Origin of the sequence: Bacteroides finegoldii DSM 17565 (assembly GCF_000156195.1) — a bacterium.
Lineage (GTDB): Bacteria > Bacteroidota > Bacteroidia > Bacteroidales > Bacteroidaceae > Bacteroides > Bacteroides finegoldii.
The window spans coordinates 133,010-155,798 of sequence record NZ_GG688317.1 but is presented as its reverse complement, the minus strand read 5'-3'; the positions used below and the strand labels follow the sequence as shown (position 1 = coordinate 155,798).

At 42.9% G+C, this 22,789-nt stretch carries 13 protein-coding genes; all 13 read right to left on the bottom strand.

Annotated elements, in window-relative coordinates:
* Window positions 1-18: 18 nt before the first annotated feature.
* A complete protein-coding gene (locus tag BACFIN_RS18675; RefSeq protein ID WP_007747800.1) occupies window positions 19-2,085 on the bottom strand; it encodes an alpha-galactosidase in 2,067 nt (688 codons plus the stop codon).
* A gap of 7 nt (window positions 2,086-2,092) precedes the next feature.
* Window positions 2,093-3,961 (bottom strand): FAD-dependent oxidoreductase, encoded by a 1,869-nt coding sequence (locus tag BACFIN_RS18680; protein ID WP_007747798.1) that lies wholly within the window; start codon window positions 3,959-3,961, stop codon window positions 2,093-2,095.
* 21 nt (window positions 3,962-3,982) lie between these two features.
* Entirely contained in the window at window positions 3,983-5,584 is a 1,602-nt protein-coding gene (locus BACFIN_RS18685; RefSeq protein ID WP_007747797.1) for a DUF4832 domain-containing protein, read from the bottom strand.
* An 89-nt stretch (window positions 5,585-5,673) separates the two neighbouring features.
* Window positions 5,674-7,338 (bottom strand): SusE domain-containing protein, encoded by a 1,665-nt coding sequence (locus BACFIN_RS18690; RefSeq protein WP_007747795.1) that lies wholly within the window; start codon window positions 7,336-7,338, stop codon window positions 5,674-5,676.
* 20 nt (window positions 7,339-7,358) lie between these two features.
* A complete protein-coding gene (locus BACFIN_RS18695) occupies window positions 7,359-9,083 on the bottom strand; it encodes a RagB/SusD family nutrient uptake outer membrane protein (RefSeq protein WP_007747792.1) in 1,725 nt (574 codons plus the stop codon).
* Window positions 9,084-9,102: 19 nt separating this feature from the next.
* Window positions 9,103-12,492: a SusC/RagA family TonB-linked outer membrane protein gene (locus BACFIN_RS18700; protein ID WP_007747790.1), complete on the bottom strand. Its 3,390-nt coding sequence runs from the start codon at window positions 12,490-12,492 to the stop codon at window positions 9,103-9,105.
* Window positions 12,493-12,556: 64 nt separating this feature from the next.
* Window positions 12,557-14,113, bottom strand: coding sequence for a DUF4832 domain-containing protein (locus BACFIN_RS18705; RefSeq protein ID WP_007747789.1), 1,557 nt, complete (start codon window positions 14,111-14,113; stop codon window positions 12,557-12,559).
* A gap of 143 nt (window positions 14,114-14,256) precedes the next feature.
* The gene (locus BACFIN_RS18710; protein ID WP_007747787.1) at window positions 14,257-15,183 is read right to left on the bottom strand and encodes a FecR family protein; all 927 of its coding nucleotides are present in this window, start codon (window positions 15,181-15,183) and stop codon (window positions 14,257-14,259) included.
* 146 nt (window positions 15,184-15,329) lie between these two features.
* Complete coding sequence (locus BACFIN_RS18715; RefSeq protein ID WP_007747785.1) at window positions 15,330-15,872, bottom strand: RNA polymerase sigma factor; 543 nt, start codon at window positions 15,870-15,872, stop codon at window positions 15,330-15,332.
* Window positions 15,873-16,100: 228 nt separating this feature from the next.
* Complete coding sequence (locus BACFIN_RS18720) at window positions 16,101-17,213, bottom strand: glycoside hydrolase family 88/105 protein (RefSeq protein WP_007747783.1); 1,113 nt, start codon at window positions 17,211-17,213, stop codon at window positions 16,101-16,103.
* A gap of 87 nt (window positions 17,214-17,300) precedes the next feature.
* Entirely contained in the window at window positions 17,301-19,508 is a 2,208-nt protein-coding gene (locus BACFIN_RS18725) for a glycoside hydrolase family 3 N-terminal domain-containing protein (protein WP_007747781.1), read from the bottom strand.
* Between the two features lie 50 nt (window positions 19,509-19,558).
* Window positions 19,559-21,208, bottom strand: a complete 1,650-nt coding sequence (locus tag BACFIN_RS18730; RefSeq protein ID WP_007747780.1) for a hypothetical protein — start codon at window positions 21,206-21,208, stop codon at window positions 19,559-19,561.
* A gap of 11 nt (window positions 21,209-21,219) precedes the next feature.
* Entirely contained in the window at window positions 21,220-22,782 is a 1,563-nt protein-coding gene (locus BACFIN_RS18735; RefSeq protein ID WP_032839002.1) for a hypothetical protein, read from the bottom strand.
* Window positions 22,783-22,789 lie beyond the last annotated feature (7 nt).

Genomic DNA, 22,789 nt, shown 5'->3' with positions numbered 1-22,789 from the left:
TTATTGTTAATAGTCTTTTCATGGTTTCACTTCGTATTGATAAAGCGCGAAAGAGTTCTTATCATTCAGTTCGAAACTGACTTTACCCTGTGCGCCGACTTTTGCAGCAAACTTCTTGCCACTTCCCATCACAGGGATAAAATCCACTTTCTTGCCTTCAGGAAGCCAGGTGTCAATAGTCCCCCTGGCTTGCTCGTTGTCTTCACGGTAAACAACAAGATAACCTTGCGTGCCGGAGACGGTCGATTGAAATCCGGTCCACGAGCGTCCCGAGGGTTCTTCACCAATAGGCAGTATGACGCCTTGATGAAACCGGAGTTGCAAGGGTTGGTATTTCTTGAGCAGAGATGCCGTAATATAAGCCTCTTCGGGCAAGTTCGAAGCCTCCATCCAAGCCAACGGCTGTGCCGCCAAGGTGATAGCAAAGAGGTAATCGAAACTGTAACGGGCGGGGGCAAAAGGATCGGCAGCGTCATACTTGTCGGCATTACGCCATTTATTAAGAAACTCTATCTGCATCTTCTCCGCCGGTACATAGCGAGACAGCATCCAGAGGTTGCGCAAGGTGCGATAAGGGTAATAGTTGCCCCAATCGGTATAGCGGTTTTCCAGGAAGATGTTGCCGTACTCGTTCATATAGTGATACCCGCCGCGACGACCGGCAGTGGCATCGAGGTTGAAAATCACTTCATAGTTGGTTTGCTCCAACACGGTATCAAACAGTCGGCGCAGATTCTGTTCGGCTGTCTTGGTAGGTATCTGCAGGCCGTCTATCTTGAAACAGCAGATGCCGTACTTCTTATAAAGTCCGATAATGGCTTGCGCATCTTTTTGCCAATCGGCAAAATCATTCTGTATGCTGGGGTTGAACCATAATCCGATGCGAATACCCAATTTCTTGCCTTTCTCTACAATAGGTTTCAGACCATGAGGGAATTTCGTGGGGTTGGGCGTCCAGTAACCGGTATTCTTCCAAATATCCTTAAAACTACCTCCGGCGGTCTTTGAGTTAGGGCTTTTTCCGCTCTGCCAGCCATCATCCAGTTGAAAGAGGGTGATGCCCATGCGTGCGGCACGGTCTAGTTCTGCCAGACAGAAAGCCTCATCTATTTTGGCATCCTGGCTACGGTCGCCCCAGGTATTGAGCATAATCATCTCATCCTGTGCGGCGGTATGATGACGCAGTTGTTTCTGATAGAGGCGCAAGGCAGTAAGCGCTTCTTGCTCGCCGCCGGTATAGATGCCGGTAACGCATCCATAAACGCGGGTCCAGCTATCCGGCTTTACATCATGAGACGCAACGCCCAGCCCCACTACCATAAAATCGCTAAAGTCCGCCACGAAGTCAGAACCCGGATAATGTAATTGGGTACTGCTGCTAGGAGCCTCTTTCAAAAAAAAGAAGCCTTGACGCGTAACTACGTCATGAGCAAAAAGCAAATTACCACGATACGTATTGCGACGGTAAGGAAGCCAGGTACGCCCGGTCACCAGATTGTCGTTCCAATCGGTGTAGTCGAAAAACTCTATTGTGCGGGCACTCCAATGATTGCCGGATAGTTGCAGCCTGTCGAGCGTGGGAGTTTTCACCCCCGTAGCCATATCGGCCGTGTGCTCTATATTTTTGCGGTCAGCGTTAGAGCGGTTATCCTCCTTATTCTGATAAAGTTCCACTTGCCCTTTCAGATAGGTATCGCAAGCAATGGCGGAACAGTCTGCATAAATGCGATAGCGACGCTCTATATTCAGCGAACCGATAGTGCAAGCCACGGTAGCCTGCAGATAACTGGCGTGGATGCCGTTCGTCGGTATCTCGTTCACGGTAAGCGTGGCATCCGTAGGGATACCTTTCACAATCGAGAAATCGGGTTGTTTGCCCTGTGCCGGAATGGTTTTTCCGTGTTGCTTGTCAGTAAGGCTGATGGTAACAGGCGCACCGTTATTCCACAGCATGACGCGTTCCATATAGTTATTGCCCATACGTAGCGTGTCACCTTTCAGAAAAGCGTAATACTGTTGTCCCCCCCAAAGCGGCAAGGTACATATTGCCGATAGAAATATCGTGATAATATTTTTTTTGCTCATAGTTTGTCTACGGTTTGATGTAAGCTCCCGGAACTTCCAACAATTTGTTGGGTTCGTTGAAGCGTTGGTTATCGGGCACATCGCGTTTGCCCAGACCCGCTTGCATAAGTTGCTTCAGTTCCGGCAGGTGATGATGATAGATGTCGCGCGGCTCTACACTATGCTTGTGGCAGAGTCCGGCTGCCATACCTACTACTTCACCCATCATGCCGGTAGTACGCATCACACGTACCGTACCCAAAGCTACATGGGTGCAACTCATATTACGACCTGCCATAAAGAGATTGTCCACATTGCGCGAATAGAGGCAGCGATAGGGAACGGCATAAGGATGGATCCAACGATGCACCGTAGCCGACTTGAATTCATTGCCGGGAAAGCGGACACTGTTCACACTGTCAGGGAAGTGAAGATCGATGCTCCAGGTCGTGGTAAACGAAGCATCCTCATGCGCCACATTCTTGTCTATATCGTCCTGTGACAGTACGTAGTCGCCCAAGAGACGGCGTGATTCGCGTTTGCCTGAAACATACGCCACCCAGTCGAGGGAACGGTTGGCATACTTCTTATGGTCTTTATAGTGATTCTTCAGATAGCTCCAGTTGGAATATATCACCAAAAGTCCATAGTCGCGTACACGTTCAGCTTCGCTGACTTGATTGCGGTTCATACCCGTTTCCCATTTCCACTCGCCCATAGTTACAGGCTCACAGTTTTCAGCGTCAAAGCGCACGCCATATTCAAAATGAGGGAATGAGGTTTTCTTCTTCATATCCTTACTATACCATTGTATAGAAGCCCCCATCACCAATGAGTCGGGTTGCTCGGGAGCAAGGCTCTCGCCATATTCATCGCGACCTTCACGCCCCATAGCCCAATCGGCACCGGCTAAATAGCCTATGGTAGCATCACCTGTGCAGTCGCTAAAGAGAGGAGCGGTAAGTTCGGTTTGTTCGCCCGTCTCAATGTGTTGGATAGTGACTGACGCAATGCGGTCTGCTTGCATCTTCACGGCTACCGCACGCTGAGAGGCATAAAGGGTAATGTTCTTTTCGGCCTCTATAAAGTCTTCCTTCTTCTGGTCTTCATAGTAGTCGCCCGGTTGGGCATTGCCGGAACGCTCATGGCCAAACTCACGTATCATACGACCCAATCCCTGATTAGGTCCCATTTCGATGATACCGCCGAGATGTACACGAATCTCTGACGAGTTATTGCCGCCCAATACAGGACGGTCGTTCACTAGTGCTACCTTACAACCTAATCGGGCAGCAGATGCTGCAGCACACATTCCGGCTATTCCCCCTCCTACTACCACAAAGTCGTATTGATGAGCGGGCACCGTCTGTTGTTGTCGCAAGCGGGCACGAAGTGCGGCTGTCTCTGCCGCATCCCAGGTAGCGGGCTGCGTGTTCGCATCGGTCGTAAGGTAAATGGCATCGCAACGACCGTCGAAACCGGTGAGATCTTTCAGGGCAAGGATAGTAGTCCCTGCTTTCAATACTGTCTTTCCGGCAAATTGCCATTGCCAGGAATTACCGGTATGTCCTAATGTAGCTTTCAGCAATTTGCCGCCTAAAGCCAGGCGGAACTTTCCGGGGCCCTCAGCATCGGTCCAAGGTGAAGTCCAGTTATAAGTACGGGCATATACGTAGTAAGTGCCCGCCTCGGGAATGTTGATTTCTGCCGTAGCATCCGCCACAGGGATGCCCATGCCATGTGCCATGAGATAGGGCGAACCCATTTGATCCATAAACTGCTGGTCGAGCACCCAGCCGCCTCGCTGGCTGAAGCTTTCTGCTTCGATGAGCAGTTCTTCGGCTACAGCCACAAGGCTACAGGCTACGGCTATGCATGTCAGTAAGATTTTTTTCATCACAGCACAGCGTTTTTATGATTATTGAATAGTTATATCTCCTACTTTTACCCAACCTTCGGCGGTTTGATACTCATCGCGGGCCGAGAGTAAGATACCGATAGCGTTCTCTTTGGTCGTATCTACCAATCCCACTGCCCAAGTGTAAGTACCTGCGGCTACATCGGTGAGTTTGATGTTACTAGTATAAGTTTTGGGCTTTCCGCTCATCCAGGTAGCAATGTCCGCTTTCTCTTCTATATAGATGCGGGCAGGCTTTTCTGTATTTTTATCAAGCAAAGCGATGGCCAATTTGTATTTGTCACCGTACTGCGGCAGATTGGTAGGGCAATACCCCCAACCCAGATTCGACCAACGGTGAGTAAGTGACACGTTGCTACCACTACGGGCTGTAGTAGGAATAGATAAACGGTCGGGATAGAGACGGTAACCACCTTCGGCTATAAACTCCTTTACCAAGTGGAAAGCAGTGTTAAACCAAGAGTGTGTTTCACCAGTATTCACGTTGGTAGCAAAACGAAAGTCCATCATATTGACATAACTTCCCTTAGCCTCATCATATTCTCCCTGACGCACTTCGGCAAAATTCTTATAACCGTCGCCGGCAATAGAACCACCGTGGGATGATTCCACCCAACCACCTTCCATAGTGATAGGTACAATGCCACGATAAGCGGCAGCGATGCCACGCTCCCAATCCTTATAATATTGCTTCATACCAAAAGCATCGTGACGCAGGCAGAAACCTTTGGCTACAGCACGTTTCACCAAATCGGCAGATATACCGGTATCAACATCACCAGATCCTTTGGTAGAAAGCAGGCATCGGTGATAGTTTATCATGATAGGCACTTTGGTGAAAAGACGAGACATTACATCGGTAATCCATTCGAATACAGCTTGTCTAGGGCTCTCATCACCTGTAGAGTATTTCAGTGTGTGAGTTTCCCCCCATTTGCCCAAGCCAAAGCCGCTTACAAACTGAGTGATATCAGGGTCATTGTATTTGGCAGCGAAAGCAGTGAGGAAGGCTTCATACTCTTTCTGAAAGATGGGGTCGTCAGGATAAGGCGTCCATACGTCTACACTACCGGTAGTAGTGGTGAATCCTTCGGCACCGGCTTCTCTCACATACTCGGGACAGGCATTTTCATGCTTGTCGCGACTGTCACACACAAAGGTGAAAGCGAGTTTCAAGTTGCGTTCTTTAGCTCCTTCTACCAACATACGGAAACGTTTCGCCGGTTCAGTCTGCAAAGTCTCATCCCACACATATTTCCCCCTTTCAGGATTAAAATGACTCCAAAGACCACGTATATAGAGAGTATTGCCATAGTTGGATACTTTCACGGTGCCTTCGGACGACTCGAAATTGTCGTAGAGATCCCAGAAATTCATCATCATGCCACTTCCGATACCAGCGTAGATCACCCATCCACTCATGGGATTACGCAGCAGTTTGTAGCGCTCAGGCTTAATGCTAACGGTAGTGTTGCCTTCGATGTTCCAACTGTAGTCGGTTGTAAGGTCATCATCGTCTGAACAAGCAGTGCCTATAAAAGCTGTAGCAGCCAACAGGCACATCGACAAGGTCTTGATGCTGTTTTTTATTATTTTGTTCATAGAATATATGTCGTTAATTGTTATTGTTTAAAAGGTAGAATAAAAAGTGAAGTGATTGAAGCTTCACCCCTTATTCTTTCATTTTAGATTTATTTAATATCAAAGAGTACAGTGTTATTCTCTATATCCACTACTACATAATTACAGCCTTCAGGGATGAGGAAGTAAGCGTAGCGGTTATCAGCTTGACCTGTTACAGCCTTTTCTACCTTGCCTGCTATTACTTTAGTATATCCATTGTGATCCTTACGTTTAGCGTCAGCTGTAGATCCAACAAACCATCCGTTATTAGCATATCGTAAAGTGCTGAAGTTCACCCAACCTCTATATGTCTTCTCATAATCATCTGTATATTCATCACGAGGCAATACATCACCTTTATAAACAAAGACTTTCGGATTGGCAAGACTCTGGATTAGGTTATACTTCACTTGACAGTACCACTGAGGATTTTTTATGATATCTTTAATTTCTTCAATTTCTTCGTCAGTACCAGGGTCTTTAGCAAAACTATTAAAACCACCATACATATGCAATACATTCACCTCTTGCCTCCATGGGTTTATCCCCAGTATTGTATTATTAAACGATACGGTAAGCGGTTTCAAGTCAGTTGCAGCCGAATAGATAGCAATGGTCTTTTCCTCCTTATTCAATACAATACGATAAGTCCCGTCAGCCGGAATAGTCCAATACTGCCTGTCTACTTTGCTGATAAGTGCTTGCCCGAACGTTGCCAACTGACCATCTTCGATGTCATGGTTATCTGCTACTTCCGGCACAATAGCCATCGATTGTTCGCCCTCGAAAGTAAGCGGTATGTAAAGGCTACCGGCTTTCAATTCACCGCGCCAAGCATAAAGTTGATCATTTTCGAGAGTTTGGGCTATCTCAATTTGTTCTTCACCTACAGCAGTACCCGCCAGGAACATTTGCTCAGCCTCAACTACCGCACCGGCTTCTACTATCTTCACAGTCTGCTTGCTCATATTCACAGTGATACGATAAGTAGCCGCTGACGGAATCACCCACGAATTGGCTTCGGCGCGGTCGGATATAACACCTGTCATTTCACCTTTAGTTATAGGAGCATCGGCAGTTTCCGGGCCAATGGCATTCAACTCATCGGCATAATCAACAGGGAAGTTTATCTTACCGGCTACCAAAGCGCCTTCGTAACTATAAATCTTGTTTATCTCGTCTTTCAACGTCAACTTGATATTATCTTCGCCTACAGCGGAACCTCCCACATAGAGATTATCGGCTTTGTACTGCTTTGGACCATACGTTTTTATCTTTAACGTAGTCGTAGCAATATCAGGCACTATCAGACGGGGACCCTCAAAGTTGGCTGTTACAGTAAACAGTACTTCGCCAATGGTACTGGTGGTAAGTCCGAAATGGTCGACCAGTATTTTCTGCATCTCCTCGTTGGTGTACGAGCGAAAGAATTCTCCATCGTCGTCAAACTCCTTGATATTCGTAGCCTCACTACCGATGAGCTGCATCTCGTATTTGTAAGTCGTGATATAATCCTCACCAAAATCGTGAGCGGTACTCCACTTCAGAGTGACAGCTGTTTCGTTGGGTTTGCTCTCATCGAGCTTAATAAATTCACCCGAAGGAGCCAGTTCAATCTCCGACTGATTGCGTGAGACAGTATTGTCTATATCCTCTTCACACGAGGTAGCAAGCATGCTCATCATTCCCACAGCCACCACGCCAAGATTTCTATATAAATGCATTGTTTTCATATTCGTAATAATTTATAGGATTAATAACCCGGATTATTAGGTAACAAGTTGGGACACAACTCCACATCATGTGTAGGTAGTGGCCACAAATATTCACGTTCGGGGAAGATACGTTTAGCACCCTGCGAACAATAACCGGCATTGAAGAGAGCCGAAAAGTCAGCCAGACCATCTTCGTCAATTTGCGGAGTCTTTCCCCAAAACCAAAGATTCTTATTCACAATATTATTCAATAACTCCGTCGGATCGATAAGCATAATATAGTTGTAACCGTTCAGTGCTTTTTCTGCCAACTTCCAACGCATCAAATCCTGCAAACGTTGATTTTCCATAGCAAACTCCATGCGACGTTCTATACGCAAAGCGCGTCGTAGTTCAGTCTGGTCGGTAGTAGTCACGGCTGGATAGCTATCAGTCGCTGTTACATTCACTCCATAAGCACGAGCACGTACCATATTAATAGCTTTCAACACACTGTCATCAATCCGGTTCAGTTCTATCATAGCCTCAGCATAAATCAACAGTACATCAGCATAACGCATTATAATGTAGTCTTGCTCTACCTTTTGGTCTACTGTCCAACTAGCATCAATGCCTTTCTTCCACAGCAAACCCGTATATGAGCTATATTGATTCACGATACGAGTATCTTGATTGCTTTGTTTCTTACCTGTAGTATAATTCATCACGGTTTTAGCTGCAGGACTAGGGTCATATTCAAAACCACAATGTTCAGTGTTGAACTCAACAATAGTCATTATACAACGTGGGTCTCGATTCTTAAATGGGTTGTGCGGATCAAACAATGGAGATTCGTCAATAGGAAGTCCGTCAGTACAGAGGTATGCAGCGAAAAGATCCCATGAAGGATTATACGATCCATATCCCCCAGCATTACGAGGAAGAGCGTTTTTCACAATCCAAGAGTCAAGTATCACACTGTTTTCAATAGAGCGTGGTATTACAAATACCTTTTCATCATTTAATTTGGTACTCTGCCTGAAAAGTTTGGCATAGTCGGGCTCCAATGAATAAAGCTCAAGATCCATACAGTCTTTAGCAGCTTTAGCAGCTATTTCATAATCCCCCATATAAAGGGCAAAACGTGCTTTCATAGCTAGTGCCGCACCTTTAGTGGCATGAATATTTTCGTCCTGTCCATAGCTTTCGGGCAGTCTAGCAACAGCTTTATCGAAATCAGCATATACCAAAGGAATTACTTCCGCTTTAGGTCTACGACCACGCTGCAAAGCTTCAGAAATAGTGATAGTCTCTTCCTGATAAGGCACATCACCATAGAAAAAAATCAAATCCGCGTATTTACAAGCACGGCAAAAATACGCTTCACCAGCATAGCGGTCGTAAACTTCCTGTGTTACATTATCCTTCGCCTTATGAATATTTTCAAGCATTGTGTTGGCACGAGCAATCAATTTAAATGATTGTTGCCACAAAGCATATACTTCATACTGCTGGCCATTCATAGTTCCATCAAGTATAGTTCCACCACTTCCCGGATTACGGTTCGTTTGACGATAGGTAGTGTTATCTGACCATTGTTCGGACGAATTAAGAGGTTCTTGCCAATAACCCAAAATGTAAAATTCATTAGATGCCAAGCGCAATTCTGTTTCGGTTGTATACCATGACTCGGTATTACCTTGCGATTTAGGAACCAGATCCATGCTCTCACAGGCTGCGAGCCCCAAACACATTCCAACTAATAATAATATTCTTGTTTTCATATTCTACTCCTAAATTTATTTAAAAGTTAACTTGCAAACCCATTACTAAAGAAGTTGTAATCGGATAAGATGAGGCACCCATTTCAGGGTCCCACCCATCAGGGAAATTACTCAAACAGAAAAGATCACTACCACTTATATAAAAGCGGACACGGTCTATACCCGCTTTTTGTGTCCATGTTTCAGGAAGAGTATAACCCAATGTGAGATTCTTCAAACGGAAATATGAGCCGTTAAACATCCAAAAGCTAGACGTAGCATAGTTATTACTTTTCGATACATTCGAAAGACGGGGATACCTAGCTGACAAATTCTCTTCTGCTGTATTAAAAGGACTCCAATATTTACCTTCGATAATAGACGGAACGCTCCCATAATTATCACGTAGTGGCTGCACCATGGCAGTAGAAAGATATGAATTTTGCTTGCCGATGCCTTGAAAAGCAATACTGAAGTCAATACCTTTGTAAGAAGCATTGAATGTGCCACCATATTGGAAACGGGGCAACGAATTACCTAAAGGTACACGGTCATACTCAGGACTGATTATACCATCAGGTACGCCATCCGGACCACTGATGTCTCGATACTTCAAATCACCTACCGTAACGGTTGTACTCGTACGGGCTGAGTTATTCACTTCCTCCTGGGTCTGATAAATGCCATCACATACATAACCATAATATTCATTGAAAAGAACGCCGGCGCGCTTAATTTTACCATTGCTGATTTGCTCACCATCATTCATATAATCAATCTTTGAAAGGAAATCCGAGAAATTTACATTCACTCCATATTGGAGGTCGCCTATCCGATCATTCCATGCCAGTTCAATATCATAACCATGAGTAGACATTTTACCCGCATTTGTATTAGGGTTATTGTATCCCATGAAGTAGGGGATCTCAATTTTCAGTAACATATCCTTAGTTTGTTTCCAATAATAGTCAAAGTGGAACTGCAAACGATTATTGAAGAAATTTGCATCCAAACCAAAGTCTGTGCTAGTAGTGGTTTCCCAAGTAATATCTTCTACAGCCAATATAGCGGGACGAGCTGTTTTATCAGAAACAACACTTCCGTCAGCCATATAAAATAACGAATTGCCAAAACTCATCAGAGCTATATAAGGAAAGTAATCGTCACCAATACGTTCATTACCCAGTATACCCCATGAGCCGCGCAACTTCAAGAATGAAAGCCAATCCCAATTAAGACTTTTCATAAACTTCTCTTCACTCATTACCCAACCTGCTGAGAATGAAGGAAAGGTACCCCAACGATAACCTTTAGCAAAACGCGAACTACCATCGTGACGTATATTAGCCTGAAACAAGTAACGATCAGCATACGAATAGATAACACGACCGAAAACAGAATTTGAAGTATATTCAGAACCTTTACCGCTATTAGTCTGAAAGTCTTCTGAACCAATATTGAGATAAGGATAACCGGTAAGTTCGTATTTATCACGTGCTGCAGTCAGTTCTTCATCTTTCATATAGTAGTTCTCAAAACCCGCCATCACAGTGAGATCATGACTGCCGAACGTTCCCATGTAATTAGCAATAACCTGACTAGTGACATGATAATCATCCTTACGGGTTTCCGTAAGCGAATTGGTAGTCCAAGTGCTACCGGAGTCAAAATAACCGCCAAATGTTTCGGGATCATCCGCTAAAGTATATCCACACGAATTTTTAAATGCTTTTTTCTTTTGATAATTAATAAAAGGAGATACGATACCCGAGATACTTAACCCTTTGACAGGTTTGAAAGTGAGCGAACCTTTACCAGCCACCTGAGTACTGTGAGCAACTGAATTACCACCAGCCACAAGCAGTCCGTAGGGATTTGAACCACTCTTACCCGAAGCCAGACGACCATCGTCCCACGTAGCGGGATAGATGGCAGGCATCTTACGCATGGTATCGAAAGGATCATAATTTTTAGTACTACTCTTAGCATGACGGATATTTACGTCTATTTGAGCACTGAGTTTATCGTTGATATTAAAGTCGTTGTTCGAACGAAACATATAACGCTGGAATCCACGACCATCGTAAAGCCCGTCCACCTCATCATACGAAAGAGTAGCTACCGACTTTACCGTTTTGTTACCACCCGATACGGAAAGAGTGTGAGTCATGCGGGGAGCACTCGACTTCAAAATCAAATCAGTCCAGTCAGTAATAGGATAATGGTTAGGATCGACAGCATTATACTTTACCCAATTCTTTGTCTGATCGGCCGTATATTCCTGAAAAAAGCCACCGGTAGGGTTATCGTTGTACTTCAATTCGTTACTCATTTCCAGGTAGCGGGTAACTCCTACCATACCGGGTTGTTTGGTAGGAATTTCCCAACCAAATTCAGCATTGTACTTCAGATTGATTTTACCACTATCGTTACCGCGCTTAGTGGTAACAAGGATAACGCCAGCAGCAGCTTTTGAACCATAAATACTAGCAGCCGCAGCATCTTTCAATACCGAAATACTCTCTACATCATTAGAATTCACATAGTCGAGCGAACTTTGCACACCGTCTACTATCACCAACGGACTCGATTCACCCATCGTAGTAATACCACGCACACGGATAGAGGCGGCACCCGAACCGGGAGCCGAACTATTACGTGTCACCATCACTCCCGAAAGTGATCCCTGCAAGGCATTGGAAAGCATGGCTGTACGTTTGTTTACTAACTCTTCCCCTTTCACAGCCGCCACCGCTCCAGTGAGGTCTTTCTTTTTCACAGCACCGTAACCGATAACCACCACTTCATTAAGTGTCTTACTAGCTTCTTCCATAACGACAGCATACATATTCTTGCTATCTATCCGTACTATTTTATCCATATAACCGACATAACTGATGAGCAGTTCGCTACCTTCATGAACATCTATCTGAAATTTGCCATCAAGATCGGTGATGGTGGCCACATCACTACCCTTCACACGAACCGTAGCACCAATCATCGGAAGTTCAGTAACATCAACTACCTGCCCTGAAATATGCTTTGTTTTTTTTACCTTAGTAGTAGGCTTTGGGGAAGAATTAACAGTGATAGTTACCTGACGGTTCTGAATGTAATACTTCAAATTAGCCAGCCGACACACCTCCGCCAAGATGGTGTCAATTGACTTTCCTTGCAATTCAATATTTACCTTATATTCAAGACGCTCTTTGACCGATTGGTCATAAACAAAAACATATTTGCTATGCTTCTCGATATAGTCGAACACTTGTTTCACTGTCGAATTTTCAGCTTTAAGAATATATATTCCATTTAGCTTCTCGAATGAAACAGTCGACGCACTAGAATAGACGGGGACAGATAGCAGTCCTGCCAAACAGAAAGCCTTTGCAAAGCTTGCCACCTTAGTTACGATTGTTTTCCGATTCATAATATTAAGATTAATAATTAGTATTTATTGTATAATGATTTGCGATGAATGCACCGTACACCAGTCACTTTCCGATTTCGAGCGTACCGACTTTACACCATCCATCGAAAAGAAGATTCTTGTCAACTGCCATCTTCAAACCCGGTTGGTATGCCTTGGTAGTATCAACCAGTCCAATGAGCCACGTATAACTTCCTTTTTGAAGACCCTCCAGACTGATATTTGTGGTGTAATGACCATCACAGCCCTGCACCCAGGCAGAGAGATCAGCCTCCTCTGCAATCTGCTTTTTCACAATGCTATGACCGGTATCCATCAAAGCGATACAGACTTTATATTTTCCTTTCCACTGAGGAATGTTGGTAGGACAGTATCCCCAACCCAAATTACGCCAATTGTGCTGCATACTCACCAGTTCACCTTGACGAGCCTTATTCACGAAACTCACCTTAGTAGGATAGAGACGATATCCTCCCTCACGTACGAAACGATTTACCAAATCGAAAGAAGTATTAAACCATGAAGCTACTTCATCTCCTGTACGAAGATCCATCATATTGACATGAGCATTACGGCTTTCTTCATACTCACCCAAACGCACATCTTCCGAATGCCCTTCGCGATACTTGCCGCTGGGATCAATCCAGTAACGATGGTGTGCTCCGGTAATCCATCCACCCTCCATAATAATGGGTAGACGATAGCGGTAAGCACGGGCAAAATCTTTCTCCCATTGTTCATAATAACCGGTCATGCCGAAAGCATCGTGACGGATGATATATCCTTTGGCTATAGCCCTTTCGAGTAACCGTTTGCTATCAGGGTGTGGTTTTGCCCAACTAATAGTATCCCCCACCAAGCGATGGTAGTTTATCACTAACGGTACACGTTTGAAAGCTTTTGTATAAACATCGGTAATCCATTCGAATACTTCTTCTTTTTTTGAATAATCATTATATTTCACACCGTGTGCTTCCCCCCATTTACCAAGACCATAGGCATCAATAAAATCCACTTTATCAGGGTCGTCAAAAGCAACGGCAAAGGCTTGAAGGAATTTTTCGTATTTCTGTTGGAATACGGCATCGTCGGGATAAGGCGACCATATTTGGGAATTATTAGGATCCTGAAAACCCTTCGCACCGGCTTCCTTTACATAGAGAGGTGTATTCTGTCCCTGGTCGCGGCTGTCTACATTAATACGGAAAGCCAAACGCATTCCACGTTCACGCACCGAAGCAAGCAATTTATAGATACGTGAGTCCGGATCGTTCCATACATACTTTCCCTCTTTACTTTCAAGCATATTCCAATTGATGCGAATATAACATGTACCGGCGTAATCGCTCACACGAACAGTGGAATCCCCACCATTTACGGGCATAGCATCATAGCGTTGGGTCTGCCAAAAGTTTTCATCCCATGCACGTCCCAAGTACATTACCCAACCCGTAAGGGGATTTTTGAGTACAGAAGTAGTATCAGGCTCAAAACATACTGTTTGTTCAGGCGCCTTCACTCCTTTAGTTATAGCTGCTTGTGTATGTATCGAAAACCATCCACAGAGTATCAGAGCTGCTATAAAAAGCATAAATGTACGTAACAAAGTGTATTTTTTCATATTCTTCAATGGTATTAAAAAGCATAGCTTCTCCTTACGAAAAAGCGTATAAACCTCCTCTCCTTGCTATAAAGGCATTATAAATTTTGATAATAAGTTCTTATGTAATTATTTCATTCAGTAGCAACTAACTACAAAAGCAGTTACTTCTTCACTAAGTAGATCGTATCACCATGAACTTTCATACGGGTTTGCGTCATGGTTTCAATGGTTTGCAAAACTTCTTTCACACGATTACCAAGTATCAGCTTGCCATAAAGTTTATTAACCGATATCTTATCATCAGGCAGAATCGTCACTCCATAATAATGACTGAGTCGTTGGGTGACAGACTCTACACTTTCACCGGTCAGGCTAATCATACCCTGCATCCAACAAGTATATTCGTCGGTATTTACTAACCGCTTTTCAGCGAAACCACCCTCCTGCAAATTCACCATTTCATTCGGTTTCATACGAACCCGATCATTGTTTGTCGTTTTTAGTTCTACCGAGCCTTGAACTAATACTACTTGCGAATCCGAAGTATCGTAGTTGTTCACATTAAATCTTGTTCCAAGTACTTTCACTCTGAAATTATCCGAATGAACCAAAAACGGATGCTCTGCATCATGTGCCACATCGAAGTAAGCCTCACCTTTCACATATACTTCACGGCAATCGCCATCAAAACGTTTGGGGTAGCGTACAATTGTCCGCGAGTTGGCTACGATTTTTGTACCATCGACCAACATCAGTGTCATCTTTTCTCCAACAGGCACTTCCACCTCTTCGTCATATGAATCAGCCATCAATTCTGTAACTTCCATGCGGGACAAACCGCCCATCGCATCCTCTGTAATTATATATTTTATACCTATTAAAAAAAGCAGCGTAGCAGCTACTGAGCCAATATACATCAAAACGCGTCGCTGCCTAGATTTACGTTCATGTTGATGCATTTTCAAAAAAGCTTTTTTCTTAATACCGGAGATATCTATCTCGGCCGGGGTACTGTGTTCTATAAATGACTTCAACTTGATGTCACCCTGTAAATCCCCATATGTATAATCATTAATATCTTTATCCATCTTCAAATCTTTTTATCCTTTCAATATCTCTTTCCTTTTTATAATCTTCTCATGAGAAGTTCCCTTCTATTTATAAAGACGCAAATGTTAGATTTATCTATAGGTTGAAATTCTATTTTTTTCTTTTAGTGCTTTCTTTTTCTAAATCACCCGTCCACAAGTCTCTTTCTCAAAGCATTCATAGCATATCCTATATGATAATTCACCGTAGGTAGCGAGATTTGCAACATACGCGCAATTTCCGCATAAGGCATTTGTTCCAGTTTAGCCAAAAAGAATACATGCTTGCACTTGGGCGGCAAACTATTGATCGCTTCATTCAAGCATTGGAGTTCTTCGCGCGAAAGCATATCATCCATTGGAGTTTGCATATCAGGAAAAGAGAAATCTTGAAGCTCCTCAAAAGATATCTCTTGATTACCCTTTGCCTCCTTGCGCAAATAAGAGATTGACTTACGATATACAATCGTATTCAGCCAACTCAATATACTGGCTATTTCTAAAAGCGTCTTACGTAGTTTCCACACTTCAAAGAAAACATCGCCTACCACTTCTTCAGCCATTTCCTTATTACTAAGGATACCAAAGGCGTGGTAGTATAACTTCTTTGAATATCGGTTCATGAAACTATTAAAAGCTAGCTCATCCCCTTTGGAAATCAACAAAAGTTCTCTTTCCAAGTCTTCCATTTAATTAGATTACTATTTTATATATTTATAGGCGCAGAATTCTTGTATATCATATAGGTAGAGCTATATAATATTAACGTTCTTTATCAATAATAGAAGAAGCCATATCATTGCTTTGAAACGAAGCTTGATATAGCCCTTCTATACTCAACAGTTACAATCGGAACTGTATAAAGCAGATATTCTATTTTTGGGCTCCCTCTCTCTATATATATATAAGGGAACAGATTATCTCACCATTTTGTAAATTTCATTGCCCGCCATCAAAAAAGCACCAACTCCATAAACCTCCGTCATGTCACGAGTCACTTTCTTCGGGTCAGCACCGATTTGCTGCACATAACCCAATTTCCCATTCGGTTCCACAGCCGAGACTAATGCCTTCCAGCCTTTTACCAACACTGGAAGATAGGTTCCCTTATTCAATAAACCTTCGTTTATTCCATAAGCAATGGAATAGACAATGAAAGTAGTACAACTTGTTTCCGGTGATGGATAAGAGGCAGGATCCAAGAGACTGGCATGCCAGAAACCGTCCGGATGCTGCAATCCGGCAACACGGGTAGCCAGTTTTACAAACAATTCCGTATAGAATTTGCGGTTCTTATCTTTCTTGGGCAGTTCCTTTAATATTTCAACCAGACCACCAAGCACCCAACCGTTGCCACGTCCCCAAAAGACTTTCTTGCCATTGGCTTCGCGCTTATCAAAATAACGCCAGTCACGGTAGAACAAATTTTCTTCTTTATCGAACAAGTAATCATAAGTCGCTTTATACTCACGATTCATAAATTTGATATACTTTTTCTCTCCGGTCAGCATATACAATTTGGCATATACAGGAGGAGCCATAAAGAGAGCGTCACACCAAGTCCAACGTTCCAAGGTCTTTAAGTCTCCCTCCACCAGCTTGAAACTGCCTTCAGAGGGATGATTGACAATCCATTCCGTACGGGCGAGCGTAGGGATAATCATTGCTTCATCTTTGTACTTGCGGTATAAATCCAAAAAGGACTGTGAAACAGCGATGTCATCAGCATGATAAAACCGTTTGTCCGGCTGCCAACAATTCCGCTGCCCGATACGAGTCAGCCACTTATAATATGTATCATCATTGTCTTCTTTTTCAGCTAATTCCGCCCAATCCACCATGCCGACATAAAGAGCGCCTTGCGGCCAGTTCAAGTCGTCATGTTCAGGAGCGGGGTGTGGATTGGCAATCTGCCAATCCGCCACCTTTCGCATGATAGACTTAATTTCTGCTTTTTGAAAAGGAACTTCTGTTGCTTGTATAAAAGTTACACATAACAGAAACACTCCTAGTAAAAGTATTTTCTTCATTATATATTCATTTATTGATCACTAGGCAATTCAAATCAACCGTATTTTTCTTAACCGGTTGACAACCGAGCCTGTAAAAGATTCAAATTAATCCGTTAATTCTATCTTCACTTTCTGGTCTTTTACCTGAATATAGTACTCTCCAGCTTCCAGAAAACGTTTTCCATTTCCGTCTACAAAGCCCAAATCACGTTCCAAATCTATGTCGAAACGAAAGATTTTCGTTTCTCCGGCTTTAATAGATTGTTTTTCAAAATACTTCAACTCTTTTACAGGACGTGTAATTGAGCAATATGGATCGGAGATGAACCAATGTACCGTTTCCAAACCATCACGTTTCCCCGTATTAGTAACAGTTACCTCGGCCGACAATTTCTCGCCGCGCTTTACTTTAGAAGCGGAAAGAGTAACAACGCCATATTTGAATTCAGTATAGCTCAGACCGTGCCCGAAAGGATACAAAGGATCACTTGTTATATCTTTATAGAATCCTTGATGACCACGTCCGCTTTTACGACGATTATAATAGATAGGAATCTGCCCATTTGAATAAGGGAAAGTCATAGCCAGTTTACCGGAAGGGTTGATACGTCCAGACAATATTCCAGCCATTGGAAGCGCACCATTCACACCCGGCTGCCAAATTTCCAATATAGCATCCGAAATCGGTTCCAACCGGTTCAATTCCAACGGGCGTCCGTTCACCAATACCAACACGATGGGTTTGCCGACTTTCTTCAGCTCTTTTGCCAGTTCTTCCTGAATTTGAGGCAATGCAATAGAGGAACGAGAAGCATTCTCACCACTCCAAGTCATCATTTCGCCCAGACAAAGAACAACGACATCAGACCAACGGGCTGCTTCTAATGCTTCTTCAAAACCTTTTCGATTATCCCCTTGTGTTCTACAACCTAACGCATAACGCAGTTCAGCTTTTCCCACAAACTCGGTTGCCAGTCCGTTATAGAGCATTACTACATCCGTATCTTTCCCATGTCCACACCAAGAACCTAATAGGTCCCAGCCATTTTTTGCCATGGGGCCTACTACGGCAATCTTCTTTTTATCTGTCAGTGGTAATATCTGATTCTCATTTTTCAATAATACCATGGATTCAGCCGCAAGCTGGGCGGCAATATCCATGCTTTGCGGACGGAAAAAACGTTCTTTCTCACTTGTAACCGGAGTATAGGGACGTTCAAACAAACCTAAACGGAATTTCACTCGCAAAACACGGCGGACTGATTCATCCACTTGAGCCATCGTTATTTTTCCTTCTTCAACTAACTCTTTCATATAGCGGTCGTAAGCATGAGACATCATATCCATCTCAAGACCTGCATTGAAGGCATACACTGCTGCCTCTTTTTTATTAGCTGCCAGTCCCTGATTTTTCAGTTGCTCGATTGCTCCCCAATCGGAAACGATGAAGCCATCGTGTCCCCAACGTTCTTTCAGAATTTCCGTCATCGTATAGTGATTGGCAGATCCAGGGATACCACTGATATCATTAAAAGAACTCATCAGAGTCGCTGCACCCGCTTTCACGCCCATTTCATAAGGGAGCAGATAAGTATCCCAAAGAGTTTGTCTAGAAATCTCGGTATAAACATAATCACGTCCGGCTTCGGAAGCGCCATAACCGATATAATGTTTCAAACAAGCCGCTATGCGGTCTTCGGCAGACATATCATCTCCTTGATAACCACGCACCGATGCAGCAGCAAATACCCCATTCGTATACGGGTCTTCACCGTATCCTTCGGCAACACGTCCCCAGCGGGGATCGCGCGCTACGTCAATCATCGGTGAAAATGTCCAGTCCACCCCCGACATACGGGCTTCTTGCGCAGTAACTGCACACGCTTTTTCTACCAGTTCAGGATTCCAAGAGCAAGCCTGTCCCAGAGAAATAGGATACACAGTACGAAATCCGTGAATGGCATCGTAACCAAAAATAATAGGAATGCCCAAACGAGATTCTTCCATAGCCTTCTTTTGCACATTATTACGCAAAGTAGGATTGGTATCGTAATAAATCAACGAACCAATTTCCGCCGGAACTTTTTTAACCTCTTCTCCTATATTATTCACATTGTTATTCCGCCCCATGGTATATTGATTCAGTTGCAGAATTTTCTCTTCCAAAGTCATGCGTGACAACAAATCATCAACCCGTTTTTCAATCGGTACTTTGGCATCCTTATACAAAGGAATACTTTTTTTATCTTTTGCCGAAAGGGCACATGTTACTTCCAACAGGCATAAACCGAAAATTAATACTTTTCTTTTCATTACGTTTTCGTCGGTTAGTTATCATTTTTATTTTTCAATTGATTTTAAACTTATCGTACGGAAACCTCAAATAACTTCAACCAGCCAGCAGATGTTACATTATTTTTCACAGCAAGACGAATTCCAATTTCATTCTGTTTAGTTGTGTCAACAATACCAACAGCCCACATGTATTTACCAGCCCTCACACCTTTAATCTGAGTTGTAAACATATAGGATTTAGCCGTACCTTTCACCCAATCACAAGCTTCCGGTTCTCCATCAACAAATACATACTCTGGTTTATCATCCTTAACATCCAATAAAGCAAAAGCTACTTTATATTTATTCTTCCACTGGGGAATATTCGTTGGACAATATCCCCAACCAGAATTATTCCAACGATGTGCTATTTCAATCTGCTTACCATTAGAAATGGTTGTAGGTAAAGAAATCCTATCAGGAAATAAACGGTAGCTTCCTTCTGTACTAAACTGTTTAACCAAATGAAAAGCTTCATTAAACCATGAATAAGTTTCTCCATTATACAAGTCCGAATTATAACGTAAATCCATCATATTAACACATGCAATTTTAGCCTCATCAAACTCACCTTGACGTACTTCTGCATAATTGGCATATCCATCTCCCTGAATCGAGTTTCCGTGAGAATTTTTCACCCAGCCGCCTTCCATTACTACAGGAACGAGATACTTCCACTTGGCTATAAAATTGCGTTCCCAAGTAGAATAGTAAGTTTTCATACCAAACGCATCGTGACGTAATGAATATCCTTTAGTTACTGCTTTTCCTATTAATCTTTCACTATCTTTATCATAGTTATTGCCGTCCCATTCTTTACTTGTACCTATCCAACGATGATAATTTATAAACACAGGAACTTTATCAAATACTTGAGAATATAAATCTGTCACCCAATCGAAAACAGCCTCACGAGTCGGCAGCTCCGGTTTTCCCAACTCACGCACCTGATAGTACCATACACTATGATACTCTCCCCATTTTCCAAATCCTGAACCACTTACAAACTGTACTTTGTCGGGATCATTAAAATCCTTAGCCAAAGCCCTGATAAATTTCTCATAATATTTCTGGAAAATAGGATCATCCGGATAGGGAGACCATACTTTTACTGAACCTGTTTGTGTTTCATATCCTTTCGCGCCAGCCTCTTTTACAAAATTCGGAGTAAAATTATAGTGCTTATCACGGCTATCTACCACAAAAGTAAAGGCCAATTTCATATTTCTTTGCTTAGCTCCCTCTATCAACATCTTCAGTCGCTTAGCCGAAGGGGTATCACAATCGGAGTTCCATGCATATTTTCCTTCTTCAGGATTAAAATCAGCCCAGGCACCACGAAGGTATAAAGTATTTGCATAATCAGAGACCTTTACAGTGCCTTCCGATGACGGGAAATTATCATAATCCTGCCAGAATGTGGAAGATAAACCATCACCAATACCCGCATATAATACCCATCCGGAAAGAGGATTATGCAAAATGATATTTCGATTCTGCTTTATCATGACAATGCTGTTTCCTGGAATAGAAGTATCTTCTACCAAACCATCATCACCATTATCACCTCTTTCTTCATCATTATCACTGCCGCAAGCGACTAATGATATAGCCATAGAAAAAATAAGCCCACAACTTATTTTTCTCAAACTGCACATATTTTGAAAATTAATCTTCATACCTATAGCTCTTATTTTTTTATGCTTACTTTCGACAATTTTAACCAGCCCGAATCCAATATATCCCCTTTGGCGGCAATATCCAGCCCTATGAGATCTTTATTACTCCGGTCAACCAAACCCACAGCCCAAACATAAGTACTCGTTTCAACTTTGGACATATCCGGCTCAAATACATATTCAGCGGGACTTCCTTTTATCCACTTCGATAAATCAGTATTCGTATCCACAAATGTATATCGCACCTCATTCGTTTCAGAATCGAGCAAAGCGAAAGCTACTTTATATTTTTGATTCCATTGCGGAATATTAGTAGGACAGTACCCCCATCCCAAATTGTTCCAGCAATGTTTAATAGTCGGAGTTGTTTTTTTAGAGACTTCTAGCGGTAAAGAGATCTCACTGGGATAGAGCCTATACCCGCCTTCCCGAAGGAATCGGCGTACTAAACTAAAAGCATCTTTAAACCAGGACTCTGTATCGCCAAAACGGAAATCCATCATATTAACATGTGCCTCTTTGCTGTCATCAAACTCACCGCGTCTTACGTCCTCGTGTGAATCCTTGCGATATCCTCTAGGATCCTGCCAATAACTATGTGATTTGACAATCCAGCCACCTTCCATAATAATGGGGCAGATATTACGATATTTTTTTGCGAACCTACGTTCCCAACTGCCATAATAGGTTGTCATACCAAATGCATCATGACGTAATGAATATCCCTTCTTGATTGCTTCTTCCAGCATTTCTTCACTGTCAGCAGCAAAATGTTCATCATCTACCCAATCTTTTCCCGCACCAATCCATCTATGGTAGTTAATTACTACCGGAACTTTATCAAAAGCTTGAGAATATATATCTGTCACCCAATCGAAAACAGCTTTCTTTGGAGTATCATCACCTGTTGAATAAATCATTGTATGATATTCTCCCCATTTCCCAAGTCCGAATCCATCTATAAATTCAACTTTCGAAGGATCGTTGAAATCTTTAGCCAGAGTCTTCACAAATTTAGTATAGTACTTCTGAAAAATAGGATCGTCAGAATAAGGTGACCATTTACCTTTATTCATAAATCCTTTTGCACCGGCATCTTTTACAAATTGAGGAGTAAATTCCGTTCTTTTATCACGACTGTCAACTACAACACGAAATGCCAAGCGCATATTCCGCTGATAAGCTCCTTCAATATATGCTCTCAAATTAGAATCAATTTTCCAACCATATACATCTTCCTGTGGATTAAAATCTGTCCAACTAGCGCGAATATAAAGCGTATGAGCATAATCTGTCACACTAACATTGTGTCCCAGTTCAGGAATATACATATGGTCATACTGTGCCCAAAAATCTGCAGCATCCACTCCCATACTTGCATAGAGCACCCATCCTGTAAGCGGGTTATGAAGAATACGCAAAGAATCAGGCTGAATCGTAACTATGTTATTCTCCGGTAGTTCCTTATCAAATGAAACGGCTGAATTCTCGTCTCCGAAAACAGGAGATAAAAGGAACATAAACAGACAAAGAGATACAATTACTCTATAATAACTAATCTTTCTTATAACCATACTACTA